Here is a 13,084-nt window from a genome sequence, read left to right on the forward strand (position 1 = left end):
GCAGCCATGACCCGTATCCTACAAGTTTCTGACCTTCACATCATGCCAGAGGGACAGTTATTCCACGGCCAAATCGATACCGCCCAAGCCTTGCGAGAAATGCTGTCGGGGCTAGCCGGGCTTTTACCTGCCATCGGACCGGTCGAACGTATTGTTCTCTCGGGGGATCTGACCGAGACCGGATGCGTCGATGCCTATGCGATGCTTCAGGCGATCATGGCGGAATGTCCATTGCCCTGGCGCGTCATTCCCGGCAACCATGACAGCCGCGAAGGCGTGCGCGCGCTTGCAGCGGATGCGCTCTCGATGCCCGCAACAGGGCCGATCAACTGGCGCGAGGATGTCGGCGACGTGACGCTACTGGGGGTCGATACCCTCGTCGAGGGAGCCGCGCACGGCACGCTCGCCGCCGAAAGCCTCGATTGGTTGTCGTCCACACTTCGCGGCCTGCAAGGGCGGCAGGTCCTGCTGTTCATGCACCACCCCCCCTGCACGACCGGGATCGCGGCGATGGATGACATCGGCCTTTTGAACCACAGTGAACTGGCCGAAATCGTCGTCGCCCATGCCGGCCCATTGCAGATCGCCTGCGGTCATGTCCACCGCATGATGATCGGACAGTTCGCGGGTCGACAGGTGGTGATCGCGCCAGGCACCTCTCATGCCGTCATCCTCGATATGCGCGCGCGAATGGAGTTTGGCTTTATCCCAGGCCATCGCGGCGCTGTTCTGCACAGCTTCGGCGACCATTGCCAAAGTGCCCTGATCTCATCGGCAGATTTCGCCGATCCGTTCCCGTTCAGCTAGGTTCGGCTCTGGTAACCGCCGGATGAAGGTCGGGGGGAGCCGAGCACTCAAAGGGCAAGCACACTATCAGCGGCATGCAATCGCCCGTTGACGTCGAGATCAGGCAACTGAAACCGAGCAAGGCGGGTAACAAGGGAAGGAGAAGCCCTCACGTGTCGAGCAATCGGACAGGCTCGTCGATGGCTTTGCGTTGCACAACGCAAAGCAAAATTCAGAACATGAAATTCAGTCAGGCCGGATTGAAAATCCTCGTGTCGGTGGTTCGATTCCGCCCCCGGGCACCACATCATATCGCAATGTGAATGAACTAAATGGGTCATAGGGCGAGGTCGTCCCACCGTTCACCCTCGGCGGCGTCCGCGGAGTCGTGGCTTTCGGAGGTTCGAACACAGCTTCTCTGACGCTCCGGACCGGGGACTCGATTTCTGGTCGAGACCTGCATATCCCTGCCTCGATCTGCACTCACACAGCCCAACTACACAATAATCACCGACGACGGTGCATCAGGCTCATCAGCCGCGCCTGACGGTCGAAAGGTTTTTCGGGCATCGCGGGACCGGCTTCGCCGTCCATCATCCGCCGGACCATCACAGCGGCGATGCCCGCAAAGATAACGCCGCCCACCGCCTGCCCGATCAGCACTCCGGCCGCGCCAAACAGTGCGCCGCCTGCGAGCACGAAGGGCACCGTCCCCAGCGTGTGCCGCCCCCAGTTGATCCATGTCGACCGGAACGGATGGCCCATGTTGTTGAACGCCGCATTGGTGACGAAGATCACGCCGTTGAAGAAGAACGCCAGCGCCAGAGGCCCGCAGAACAGGACCAGCAGGTCGCGCGTCACCCCCTCGGCTCCGAAGAGCGTGATGATCGGGCCACGCAGGGCGAACAGGATCGCGGTCATCGCCACGGTGAAAAGGCCGCAGAACAGCAGCCCATCGCGATAGGCCTGCCGGACCCTGTCCATCCGTCCCGCGCCGAAATTCTGGCCGATCACCGGCCCGATGGCCCCCGACAGCGCGAAAATCACGCCGAAGGCCACCGGCGTCATCCGGCTGACGATGGCCATGCCCGCGACCGCCGCCTCGCCAAAGCTGGCCATGGTCCGGGTCACGAAGGCTTGCCCCAGAGGCGTGGCAAGCTGGGTCAGGATCGCCGGGCCTGCGATGGTCACGATGGGCACGAAGGCGACGGACATCTCCGGCAGACCGGGTCGCACCAGCCCGCCGTGATGGCGAAAGATCGGGATCAGAGCCGTGCCCGCGATCGCAAGCCGCGCCGCGACGCTGGCCAGCGCCGCCCCTGTCAGGTCGAGCCCCAGACCGAAGATCAGGATCGGGTCGAGCACCGCGTTGACCAGCGCGCCCCAGATCGTCGCCATCATCGCGCGGCGCGCGTCGCCATGGGCGCGCAGGATCGCGCCGCCCAACATGCCGACAATCAGGAATGGCAGGCTCGGCACGATGATCTGCAGGTAAAGAACTGCAAGATCGAGCGTCTCGCCCGTGGCGCCCATCAGCGACGCCAGTGCCTCAAGGTTCAGCCAGACCGCCGCTGCAAAGATCGCGCCGAAGACCACGCCCCAGACCAGCGCCGCCGCCGCCTGCGCACGGGCGAGGTCCGCGTCGCCCTGTCCCAAGGCGCGCGCCACCAGCGCACCCGCCGCGATGGCCATGCCGATGCCGAAGGAGGTGGTAAAGAACAGGATCGCGCCCGCGTAGCCCACCGCAGCCGCCAGTTCCGCGTTGCCCAGCATCGAGATGAAGACCATGTCGATGAAGTCGACCGCAAAGACCGCCATCAGCCCCACCGACGAGGTCAGCGCCATCACCGTGATGTGGCGAAGAAGATTGCCTTCGAGAAAGACGGCGCGCGCTTCGGCCATGGGGCCTCCGGTTCGGTTTCTGGTCAATCCAGCCCTCTTTGCGACGAAGGGCCGAGGCTGGAACCGGCGCCCACGTCGTTCGCCCTTTCAGCGCTGAGAAGGAGTTGGCCTCAGATTACGAGGAAAGCGAAGGGCAAAACGCCGAGCAGACCGTAGAGCCTCAGTCGTGCGGCCGGCGAGAATGACCCCCTGCGGGTGAAAAGAAGGACGCAAAGGACACCAAGGGCGGCCCCGAATGTCAGCGCCACTGGCAGGTTCAGGTGATACCAGTCCGTACCGAGAGAATGGGTAAGCGCCTGTCGCCTTTCGCCAGGCCTTGGTCCGTCCGACAACGCAGACCGGAGAGGCGGAGTAGACCCGCAGTCATCACAGCGCGCTTTGCTCCCGTGGCGTTGGCCTTGGCTTACTGAACCGGCGTGAAATCCGCAGGCGCGTCGAAGACGACGAAGACCTGGCAGACCTCGGGGCCCAGGCAATCTTCGGCATGGGGCACGCCGCCGGGCTGGAACCAGTAGGACCCGGGCAGAAGGTCCGGTCCCCGGTCCGGCTCGGACAGTTGCCAATGCTGCATCCGGCCTTTCACGACCATCGCCCAGTAGCCGTGCGTATGGGTGTGCGGCAGGACCTCGTAAGCTGCGGGGTCGAGCAGCGAGGTCATCGCCGTCGGCATCCCTGTTCCGACGCCTCCATAAAGAGCGACACTTCGGACGCCGGGGGCCGGGAACGGGGCGAATGCCACCTGATCGGCCGGAACACGGATCTGGGCGTCGGGCTCTTGCAGGTGTTGTGCCTGCGCGGACAGGCCAAAGGTCGCAACCATCAGGAAGGCCGTTGAGCCGAGCAAAAGCAGGCGGGAGAGGACGTTCTGGTGCATCGTGGGCAGCCTCATCCAAGTGGGGAAAAATCGGTTCAGCGTGTGGTTCCGGCGGCCATCGCGCGCAGGGCATAGACGGGAATGGCAAGGGTGAGCAGGACGCGGGGGACGTGGCCAAGAAGCCAGGTCGCGCGAATCGTGGCTGCGTTGTCCTCGCTCACCGGACCGATCAGCGCGATGGCCTTGTAGAAGGCCAGAGCATCCCCAACGGGCGACCCGATCGCAGCCGCAAGTCGCACGTTGAGGGGCATGTGAAAAAGGATCGTGATCAGCGACAGGGCCAGATACAGCCACAGCGCGATCACCCAGTTCCGCCGCGCCGGGGCATGGTTCCAATCGAACCGGGCCGACAGGATCAGGCCGACCAGCATCAGCAGGAACAACGGCATGATCGTGTAAAGGAAATTGCTGAACTGCGGGAAGAACTGCGCCGCGAAATCGGCCGGAGGCAGGCCTAGCCAATAGGCCCCCATCGACAGCCCGATGAACAGATTGGCGCCAAAGAAGGCGGCTGCGGTGATGACGGCCAGCGTATTGACGCGGGCGCGATAGGGATCAGACTGCATTGCGGTGGCCCTGTCGTTGGGGGTCAATGAAACTCGGTCTTGGCGAACTGACGAAACAGGAACGCGGGCGCGATCCGGCTCATCCACTTGATCTGGCGCGATTGTCCCAGCAGCATCTCGCTCTGGTTCCGGCGCAGCCCGCCCAGGATGTCGCGCACGAGGTCGGCGGGCTTCATCTTCTTGAAGTTGTCGGACTTCAGCACCGATGCCATGTCGGTATCGACGACGGGCGGCAGGGCCTCGAAGACGGTGATGCCGTGAGGCTGCAGCTGGTGGCGCAAGGTCTGCGCGCAGTGATGGATCAGGGCTTTGGTGCCTGAATAAACCGGCGTTCCGGGCGACGCGACGAACGCGACGCCCGATCCGATGAACAGAACGCCGGGCTGCGCGCTTTGCTCCAGCAGCGGCAAGGCCCGCCACGTCAGGGTCAGCGGCGCCGTTGCGTTGATCGCGATCTCGCGCTCGATCTTTTGCAGCGTGTCGGGGTCGGTCCGGAAGTCATAGGCCAGGAAGATGCCCGCATTGTTGACCAGAAGGTCAAGGCGGCCGTGCTGCGCCTTGATCTCTGACAGGATCCGCTCCTGATCCTCCGCAATCGTCACGTCCCCCGCGATGGCCTGCGCCCCGGTCAGGCGCGCGGCCTCGGCAAGCTTGACCGCGTCGCGTCCGCAGATGATGACCGTGTTGCCAAGCGCGACAAGCTGCCGGGTCAGCTCGCGCCCGATGCCCGAACCGCCGCCGGTGACGAGTATGATCTTCGATGTCAGGTCCAAGTCGGTCTCTCCCAAGGACAATGTCGTCGCCAATCTGCCCTGCCGGATGGCCTTCTCCCACCGCCTGCGACTTGCAGATCGGATCAATGACTTGCAGATCGGCTCAAAGCCATTGCGTGGCACGAGCCGATCGTTTCTAGAACGTCTGGCGGTGTCCCCCGCGAGAAAGGCCCCCGCATGCAGCCGCATGAGCGATCCCCGATCTACACATCCGCTGTCCTGTCGGGCCCGATCTGCGGGATGCTTGGCCTCGGCTGGGACGAGGTTCTGACCCGCGCGGGCATCGTGGCGACCGAGCGCAACGACCATGCCTTTCTCGTGACCGCAGAGGAGTATCTGCGCCTCTGGACCGCAATGATGGACCTCTCGGGGCAGCAGGACATCTCGAAGCTTCTAGGGCTGCGGATGGCGGGGGGCCCGGCGATCCCGGTTCTTTTCGCTCTTTCCACCGCGCCGGATTTCGAGACCGGCATCCTGCGCATGGCCGAGTTCAAAAGCCTGTTCGGGCCGATGCAATTCATCGTATCGCGCAGTGCGTCCGAGTTCACCGTGCGGGTCGTGCCGGATGTGGCCACCGCGTCGTTGCCGGGATCGTTCAGCAGCCCGCAGATCATCTACCTGCACGCGCAGGCCAATGCGCTGGCGCGTCATGCGATCCACCCGCTGCGGGTGTGCCTGCCGCTGCCGCAGGACGAGCGCGAGCGTCTGGATGAGACCTTTGGCCAGGTCCCGGAACATGGCGACGCCATGCTGACCTATGCCCGCGCCGATGCGCGTGTTGCGTTCATCTCTGACAACCCCGAGCTTTGGGAAGCCACCGAAGCGGACCTGCAAAGCCAGGCCATGATCCAGTCCAAGGGCGTGCCCCTGTCGGACCGGGTTCGCGCGACCATGCTGGAGGCGTTCTCGATCACCGAACCCAGCATCGCCCATGTCTGCGCACGCCTGAGATTGAGCCGCAGCACCCTATTGCGGCGTCTGGCGGACGAAGGGGTGACCTTCCAGTCGCTGCTTGACGAAACGCGAAAAGAGCTGGCGATCCGCTATCTGCTCAAGAGCGATCTCAACAACCAGCAGATCGCGCATCTGGTGGGCTACCGCGACTCGAACGCCTTCCAGCGGGCGTTCCGGAAATGGACGGGGATGACCCCGCAGGCTCTGCGCCCACATCGCGGGTAGGGGAACGCGCAGACGCCAAGAACGGTCGTCCCTTCGGAGGGATCGATCCTCGCACACTCTCAACGGAACAGACTTCCAACGCCCTTGCTCTGCGTTTCCCCGTCACCGTCTCGCAGCTGGAACAGGGCATTCAGACCACGCTCTTGTGCGCATGCTGCCCCCCTTTCGACTCCCATCACCATAAGCGCCGTTGCCCACGCGTCAGCCTCCGCGCAGGTGCGCGCCACCACGGTGACCGAGGCGGGCGAGGCAAGTAAGGGTGTCCTGCGGTCTGGGTCCATCGTATGTGACAGACGGCGGCCCCGCACCTCGACCCAGTGGCGATAGTCGCCCGAGGTAGCCACGGCAGCCTCCTCAAGCGCGAGAATGGAATGGGGCGCGCGCCGGTCCGGGTCCGGCGCCTCGACCGCGATGGTCCAGGCTTGCCCGTCCGGTCGGACCCCAAGCGCGCGCATCTCGCCGTCAATCCCGACGAGCGCATTCTCAATGCCATGGGTGCGCAGGGTGTCGGCCAGCCGATCCACGCCGTATCCCTTGGCGATACCGTTCAGATCGACCGCAACCGGCGCAGATTTGCGAACATGGGTCCCGTCGATCTCCAACGCCGTATGCGCGGGTTGGCGGTTGGCTGTCATCGCCTCGCGGATGCGGTGTGGCGCGGCAACCTGCGGCCCAAAGCCCCAGGCCATCACCGCATCGCCCATGCCGATATCAAAGGCACCGCCCGTGGCGCGCCCGGCCTCCAGCCCAAGGCGCAAGACCTCTCGAAGCTGTTCGGGCGCCGCGACCCAATCGCCGACCGGCGCGGCGTTCAGGCGCATCAGGTCGCTGGCCTTGTTCCAGGTGGACATCTGGGCATCCACCGCGTCCACGGCGGACTGTAGCGCCGCTTGGATCGGCTCTGGATCATGGCCCTTCGCCGTAAAGAACAGCGCAGACCAGCGCGTGCCCATGGTGGCCCCGTTCAGCGCGTGGCGCGTGTGGTCAGTAGACATCTTCGACATATCGCCCTTCTGCCTTCAGGGTCGCGGGGGTCAGCCCGGCGGGCGCGAGGATCTCGGCCAGAGTATCGGCGACGCCTGCGGCCATGTCTCGCCCGCCGCAGACCATCACGCGGGCCCCGTCCCGGATCAGTTGGGCGACTTGGGCGGCGTCGCCGCGCAGCGCGTCCTGAACATATTGAGGCTGCGTCTCACGCGACACCGCCGTGATCAGCCGGGTCAGCAAGCCCTTGCTCTGCCAGTCGCGCAGTGCCTCGCCATAAAGGAAATCGCTGCTCGGGTGGCGGATCCCGAAAAACAGGTGAATGGGCCGCTGCCGAGCGTTGCCGCGCACAAATCCCGCCAGTGGTCCGATCCCGGTGCCTGCCCCGATCAGGATCAACGGGCCGTCGTCACCGCGCGGTTGGAAATCGGGATTGCGGCGCAAGAAGGCGGTCACGGTGTCGCCGGGCTCCAGCGCCGTGAGTTGCCCTGAACACAGGCCGCCGAGGTGCTTCTTGACCACGATTTCGACAAATCCATCGCGGCGGGCGGATGCGAGCGAATAGAGGCGCGGCACCGGGCTGCCCTCGGGCAGGATGCCGATCAGATCGCCTGCGTTGAAACGGGCAAAGCCTTGTCCGGCCAGCCGCTGCCACAGCGAAACACGCGGCAGTGCAAAGCGCAGGATTGCGGTCGGGGCCTGCACCTCTGCACCATAGTCGCGGCGCGAGATCAGGGTCAGCGCCTTGGTCCTGGGCAAGACGGGCTGATGGATGAGGTCAAGCGCGATCCCCATAGCCTGTCCGAGGTCACGCCCCCAGCGAGCGAATTCCTGCGGCGATTGGCGGTCGATCATGCCCATGGCCATAAGTCCGGGCCAGCCTTTGGCCTGTGCCGCCGCCGTGACGGCCTTGGCAAAGGCGCAGTAGGCTGGATAGCTCCGGTCGCCAAAACCAAGAACGACCAAGGGGATCTCGGGCGCGCGGTCAAGCGCGTTCAACCGATCCAGGAACCCCTTGGCCGAGGCGGGCGCATCGCCATCGCCATAGGTCGCGGCCAGCACGATCATCCGCTCGGCACGGCCATAGCGGGCCGGGTCCAACGCTGACATCGGCGCGAGATGCACGCTTTGTCCGGCCTGCGTCAGCGCGGCGTGAAGCGTCGCGGCAAAGGCCCAAGTGCTGCCGCCCTCGCTGCCGACCAGCACGATGGTCTCGGCTCGGCCTTTGGCCGAGTTGCCTCGGATTCGGGGGCGTCCACGCCGCCCGGCCAGCCAGATCAGAACGCCCGTCGCCCCCATGAGCGGCACGCCAAGCGCCATGATCCCAAGCACAAGCCCAAGCGTTGTGGCACCCTGTCCGGTGTGGAGCATGTAGATGGTTTCCGAAGTACGCTCCCACAGGGACAGATCAGCCCAGGCCAAAAGCGCCCCGGTCCCTTGATCAAGATACCCGGTGCCCTGATCCGTCTTGAGCGTGAAGACATCCGTCGGATCACCGGGATAGGGAAAGCTCAACTCGCGCAGGGTGTCCACCGGCGTGATGCCGATCACCGCCATGTCCGCAAACGCGATGCCTGTCTCGCCGCTGACCTCCGCCGGGAAGTCCGGCATGGCAGCATTTTCCGGGAGCACCTCAAAGGTGACGGCGACCATCCACAGCGCGGTCACGGAGGACAGCACCAGACCAACCACCGCAATCCGGGCGATTTCCACATGCAAACGGCCCGGCGCTGTCCCGCGCAGGGGCGCGAACCAGTGTCGCCAGCCACCTGCGCGCCGCGCCACAAGGGCCGCACCGGTGACAGATAAGATCAACATCGCCAGGGCGCCCACCGCCATGACGAGACGGCCCGCATCGCCAAGCAAGAGCGAGCGGTGGAAATGGGTCAGCCAACGCTCGACCTTGTTGGGATCGGCCAATCCCGCGCCCGCGCCCGTGGCGGGATCGATGACCGCCGCACCGGGAGAGTCGTTCTCGAACCAATAGGCGGTGATCCGGCCCGAGGGCGCGCGCCGGATTTGCTCGACCGTGGGATAGACGGCTTGAATCCGCTCGGACAGTTGCGCGACCGTCAGGCCAGCCTCGGCCTGCGGGGCGGTCAGTTGATCCGCCGCAGGGAAGACGGAAAGCGCCGCCCCGCTGAGCGCGAGAACTGTGACAAGGGCAAGGGCCAGAAGACCCGGCCAGCGATGGAATGCACGGATCATGACCCGCCCCCTCTACATGTCGTAGGAAAAATCCGCGATGTAGCGACGACCCTTCACGAGGGTTCCCCTCCCGCCTGACGTCAGCGGCACCGACACTTCGTTCGGGCTGTCGCGCATATCCTCGACAGAGGCGTCGATGTGCAGCGTGTAGCCCGCATCGAACAGCGCGTCGGCCAGGTCGAGGGTTATCTCAAGCGACCGGCCCGCGCCGACGCTGGCGCCTGTGATCCCGTTGACCTGCGCGGTGTCGCCCCCTGTGGCGCGATACCATCCGGTCAGATGATTGTAATACTTCGACTTTCCGCCAGCCATCCAGAGAGTGCCGACATAGGTGTCCGAAGCGTCCGTCACGTACAGCGCGAGATAGGCACCATCGCCGCCGTAGGACGTGAGGTTGGTGGTCAAGGTGACCTGTCGCGCCATGGCAAGGCCGGGCATCGTCAGGGCCGTGGTCAGCACGAGTGTAGAAAGAAGGGATTTCATCGGGTTTATCCTGTTGCTGGAAGGGCGGGCGTCAAAGGCGCTCAGTTCACCTTGACCTTCGGCGGCGTGCCGGTGCCGAACAGGCCGTTTTGCGGCGGGGCCACGGTGCCAGCCGGGGCCGGATTGCCGACAGCCGTGCCGTAGTCGTCGTCGTCGTCATCGTCGTCCTCGTATTCCATCTCGACGACCTGCATCGTCGCCGGGTCGAGCTTGACCTCGATCTCCCGACCGTCCGCGTCGCGGCCCTTGATCTCGAAGCAGCCATCGTCGACTTCAAAGTTCCGAACGGTCCAGCCATTGTCCTGCGCCACCTGAAGCGCAGCTTCGCGGGGCTGCCACTGGGTGCGCGGCACAGAGCAGTCGTCGTCATCGGCAAGCGCGGCACCTGCGGGCAGCAGCGCAGCAATCGTCAGCATCGTCAGGGTCTTTTTCATGGGGTCATCTCCTGTTTTCTGATGAACCCAATCTGCGAGGCTGATCTGAGCGCTACCTGACACGGCGGCGATTTCTGCTTCAGCTTGCTGTCAGGAACGAAAAGGCCCCGCCGGGACGGGCGGGGCCAATGCAGGCCGAAGGGAAAGTTGGCCTTGGGTTTGTTGGATAGCCTCCGGCTCAGGCGCCCGCAGGGTGTGTGCAAGATAGCGCTGTTCATTGCCGCCGGTCCTGTCCTTGAGATAGGCAAGCGGTGCTCTCGGCCCTTTCGTGAATTGGGCAAAGCGCGCGTAGCGCGTGCCGATCAGTCCCCGGACAAGACGGACGGCCAAAAGGCCCGCGACGGGCCGCTTGTCTCATGGGCGACGGCATGGGACGCGCGATCAGTCATCGTCATGGCCTTCGATTTTGTCCTCGTCCTCGTCCTCGTATTCGAACTCGATCACTTCGAGCGTGGCCGGATGGACCGTGACCTCGATCTGTCGGCCCGCGGCATCGAGGCCCTCGATCTCATAACAGCCATCGTCGATCTTGATCCGGCGAGCGGTCCAGCCATTGCTCTTGGCAAGCTCTGCAACCGCGTCTCTGGGCTGCCAGTTCTCCATCGGGACAAAGCAATCATCATCCGCCAGCGCCGGGCTGGCCGTGCAAATGGCGAGGCAGGCAAGCATCATGGATGTCTTTCGCATGGGCCAAGCTCCTTGTTCCGGGCAGCGATATTCAGTGTATAGGGGGCCAAGCTGACGGGAGACTGAAGCGCTTTGTCCACCGGCGTAAGCTTTGCGTCAGTCAGGCAGGCCATGCCTGGGGTTCCGAGCATGAATGGGAACAGAGCCGCCATGCGTATCCTGCTGATCGAGGATGACACCGTTTTGGGCCCCGCCGTGCGGGACCAGATCGCCGCCGATGGCCAGTCCGTCGATTGGGTGACGCGGCTGGATGCGGCAGGCGAGGCGGTGCGCGGCGCGTCCTATGACCTGATCCTGCTGGATCTGATGCTGCCCGATGGCCGCGGGGTCGGGTTCCTCAAGACCCTGCGCAAGCAAGGCGATGTGACACCCGTCATCATCCTGACCGCGCTGGATCAGGTGTCAGACCGGATCGAGGGGCTGAATGCCGGGGCGGACGACTATCTGGTCAAACCCTTCGATCTGGCCGAGTTGTCCGCGCGGATCGGGTCGGTCGGGCGGCGCTACAGCGGCAATCCGAACCCGATCATCAGCCACGGCTCGCTCGACATCGACCTTGCCGCCCGCAGTATCCACAAAGCTGGCAAGCCCGTGCAGCTGACCGCCCGCGAATGGGCGTTGTTCGGGGCCTTCCTGGCGCGTCCCGGCCAGCTTCTGTCCAAGGCGCAGCTTGAAGAAAAGCTCTATGCTTTCGATACGGAGGTCGAAAGCAACACCATCGAAGTCCATGTCAGCCGTCTGCGCAAGAAGCTTGGGTCAGATCTGATCGAAACCGAGCGCGGCATGGGCTACCGGTTGGGCAAAGCATGAGACTGCCGCGCAGCCTACAGGCGCGGCTGGGGCTGTCGGTCGGTCTGGTTCTTGCGGTCTGCTGGATATTTGCGGCGACGGCGACGGCCGTTCTGGTGCGTCATGAAATGGACGAGGTGTTCGACGCGGCGCTGCGCGAGACGGCCGAACGCATCCTGCCCTTGGCCGTGACCGAAATCATCGGTCGCGAAGAGCAAGGTCTGACTCAAAGGCTCGCTGCTATTCGCGCCCATGACGAGTTCTTCACCTATGTCGTGCGCGATCCTCATGGCCGTATCCTGCTGCAATCACATGCCGCCGACCCGTCGGTGTTTCCGCCCTATGACAGGCCTGGGTTTCATGACACCGCGACCCACCGGCTCTATAGCGCTGCGGTGCTTCAGGAAACGATCCGCATCACCGTCGCGGAACCGTTGGACCATCGCCAAGAGGTTGCACGGAATATCCAGATGGGGCTTGGCCTGCCTCTGATGATTGTCTTGCCCATCGCGCTTGCGGCCATCGTCTTTGCCGTGCGCCGGAACCTCGCCCCGCTGCGCCACTTTCGCGCCAGTCTGGAGACCCGAAATGCGCGGGACCTGTCCTCGGTTCCCGCGCATGATCTGCCTGCCGAGATCGGCCCGGTCGCCACCACGCTCAACAGCCTTCTGGCGCGGCTGCATTCCGCGTTCGAGGCCGAGCGCAGCTTTGCTGCCAATGCAGCGCATGAGCTGCGCACGCCGCTCGCCGGAGCCATCGCACAGGCGCAGCGCCTGCAGTCCGAGACCGCCGACCCGGCTGCCAAGGCCCGCGCCGGAGAGATCGAGACAACGCTCAAACGGCTTACGCGCCTGTCCGAACGGCTCATGCAACTTGCAAGGGCCGAAGGTGGGCGGCTTCGCATGGACCAAAGCGCCGACCTGCGCACCGTCGCGGAACTCGTGGTGCAGGACATCGAGCGCATGAGTGCGCCAGAGCGTATCGTGCTGAGCTTGCCCGAAACGCCGGTCATGTCGGACCTGGATCCCGACGCCTTCGGAATACTGTGCCGAAATCTTGTCGAAAACGCCGTGCGTCATGGCGCTATGACCTCGCCGGTCGAGGTGATGTTGACGTCTGACGGGCAACTTGTCGTGGCAAACGACGGCCCAGTCCTGCCGCGCGACGCTCTGGACCGGCTGACAACCCGTTTTGAACGAGCGGGCTCAAACACCGATGGCAGCGGGCTGGGCCTTGCCATCGTTGCCGCCATCACGGACCGGTTCGGAAGCCCGCTTGTTCTCGCGTCGCCAAGGCCGGGTTCTGAAACCGGTTTCCAGGCCAGCGTGAATCTACCGACAGAGGTTGCCGGCGCTTGGTCATGAATTGGAGTTCGGAATTATCGGGAACTTGCGATCTGCTTCTTTCCGAGTGCCACCC

Annotated in this window: 13 protein-coding genes; 4 read left to right on the forward strand and 9 right to left on the reverse strand. The window is 64.4% G+C overall.

Annotation, left to right across the window (positions count from 1 at the left end; genetic code table 11):
- Nucleotides 1-6 precede the first annotated feature (6 nt).
- On the forward strand, nucleotides 7-807 hold the full coding sequence (locus KTJ87_RS15425) for a metallophosphoesterase (protein WP_267140044.1): 801 nt from the start codon (nucleotides 7-9) through the stop codon (nucleotides 805-807).
- Nucleotides 808-1,293: 486 nt separating this feature from the next.
- On the opposite strand, the gene KTJ87_RS15430 is transcribed toward KTJ87_RS15425, so the two are convergent.
- From KTJ87_RS15430 to KTJ87_RS15445, 4 genes are all read right to left on the reverse strand, one after another.
- Nucleotides 1,294-2,688, reverse strand: a complete 1,395-nt coding sequence (locus tag KTJ87_RS15430) for an MATE family efflux transporter (RefSeq protein ID WP_267140045.1) — start codon at nucleotides 2,686-2,688, stop codon at nucleotides 1,294-1,296.
- Between the two features lie 403 nt (nucleotides 2,689-3,091).
- Nucleotides 3,092-3,562: a cupin domain-containing protein gene (locus KTJ87_RS15435; RefSeq protein WP_267140046.1), complete on the reverse strand. Its 471-nt coding sequence runs from the start codon at nucleotides 3,560-3,562 to the stop codon at nucleotides 3,092-3,094.
- 35 nt (nucleotides 3,563-3,597) lie between these two features.
- Nucleotides 3,598-4,128: an anthrone oxygenase family protein gene (locus tag KTJ87_RS15440; protein WP_267140047.1), complete on the reverse strand. Its 531-nt coding sequence runs from the start codon at nucleotides 4,126-4,128 to the stop codon at nucleotides 3,598-3,600.
- Between the two features lie 23 nt (nucleotides 4,129-4,151).
- A complete protein-coding gene (locus KTJ87_RS15445; RefSeq protein WP_267140048.1) occupies nucleotides 4,152-4,901 on the reverse strand; it encodes an SDR family oxidoreductase in 750 nt (249 codons plus the stop codon).
- Between the two features lie 177 nt (nucleotides 4,902-5,078).
- Here KTJ87_RS15445 and KTJ87_RS15450 point away from each other — a divergent pair, with 177 nt between their 5' ends.
- Nucleotides 5,079-6,080 (forward strand): helix-turn-helix transcriptional regulator, encoded by a 1,002-nt coding sequence (locus KTJ87_RS15450; RefSeq protein ID WP_267140049.1) that lies wholly within the window; start codon nucleotides 5,079-5,081, stop codon nucleotides 6,078-6,080.
- A 59-nt stretch (nucleotides 6,081-6,139) separates the two neighbouring features.
- Here the strand turns inward: KTJ87_RS15450 and KTJ87_RS15455 are convergent, their stop codons facing one another.
- The 5 genes from KTJ87_RS15455 to KTJ87_RS15475 form a co-directional block, all read right to left on the reverse strand.
- Complete coding sequence (locus KTJ87_RS15455; RefSeq protein ID WP_267140050.1) at nucleotides 6,140-7,084, reverse strand: FAD:protein FMN transferase; 945 nt, start codon at nucleotides 7,082-7,084, stop codon at nucleotides 6,140-6,142.
- On the reverse strand, nucleotides 7,065-9,272 hold the full coding sequence (locus tag KTJ87_RS15460; RefSeq protein ID WP_267140051.1) for a PepSY domain-containing protein: 2,208 nt from the start codon (nucleotides 9,270-9,272) through the stop codon (nucleotides 7,065-7,067). The genes KTJ87_RS15455 and KTJ87_RS15460 overlap by 20 nt, the downstream gene beginning before the upstream one ends.
- Before the next feature lie 12 nt (nucleotides 9,273-9,284).
- Nucleotides 9,285-9,755 (reverse strand): DUF2271 domain-containing protein, encoded by a 471-nt coding sequence (locus KTJ87_RS15465; protein ID WP_267140052.1) that lies wholly within the window; start codon nucleotides 9,753-9,755, stop codon nucleotides 9,285-9,287.
- Nucleotides 9,756-9,796: 41 nt separating this feature from the next.
- Nucleotides 9,797-10,189 (reverse strand): PepSY domain-containing protein, encoded by a 393-nt coding sequence (locus KTJ87_RS15470; protein WP_267140053.1) that lies wholly within the window; start codon nucleotides 10,187-10,189, stop codon nucleotides 9,797-9,799.
- Nucleotides 10,190-10,570: 381 nt separating this feature from the next.
- Complete coding sequence (locus KTJ87_RS15475) at nucleotides 10,571-10,876, reverse strand: PepSY domain-containing protein (RefSeq protein WP_267140054.1); 306 nt, start codon at nucleotides 10,874-10,876, stop codon at nucleotides 10,571-10,573.
- A 150-nt stretch (nucleotides 10,877-11,026) separates the two neighbouring features.
- Here KTJ87_RS15475 and KTJ87_RS15480 point away from each other — a divergent pair, with 150 nt between their 5' ends.
- Nucleotides 11,027-11,686 (forward strand): response regulator transcription factor, encoded by a 660-nt coding sequence (locus KTJ87_RS15480; RefSeq protein ID WP_267140238.1) that lies wholly within the window; start codon nucleotides 11,027-11,029, stop codon nucleotides 11,684-11,686.
- Entirely contained in the window at nucleotides 11,683-13,029 is a 1,347-nt protein-coding gene (locus KTJ87_RS15485) for an ATP-binding protein (protein WP_267140055.1), read from the forward strand. The genes KTJ87_RS15480 and KTJ87_RS15485 overlap by 4 nt, the downstream gene beginning before the upstream one ends.
- The last annotated feature ends 55 nt before the right edge of the window (nucleotides 13,030-13,084 follow it).

The organism is Anianabacter salinae (genome assembly GCF_019061145.1).
GTDB classification, from domain to species: domain Bacteria; phylum Pseudomonadota; class Alphaproteobacteria; order Rhodobacterales; family Rhodobacteraceae; genus Anianibacter; species Anianibacter salinarum.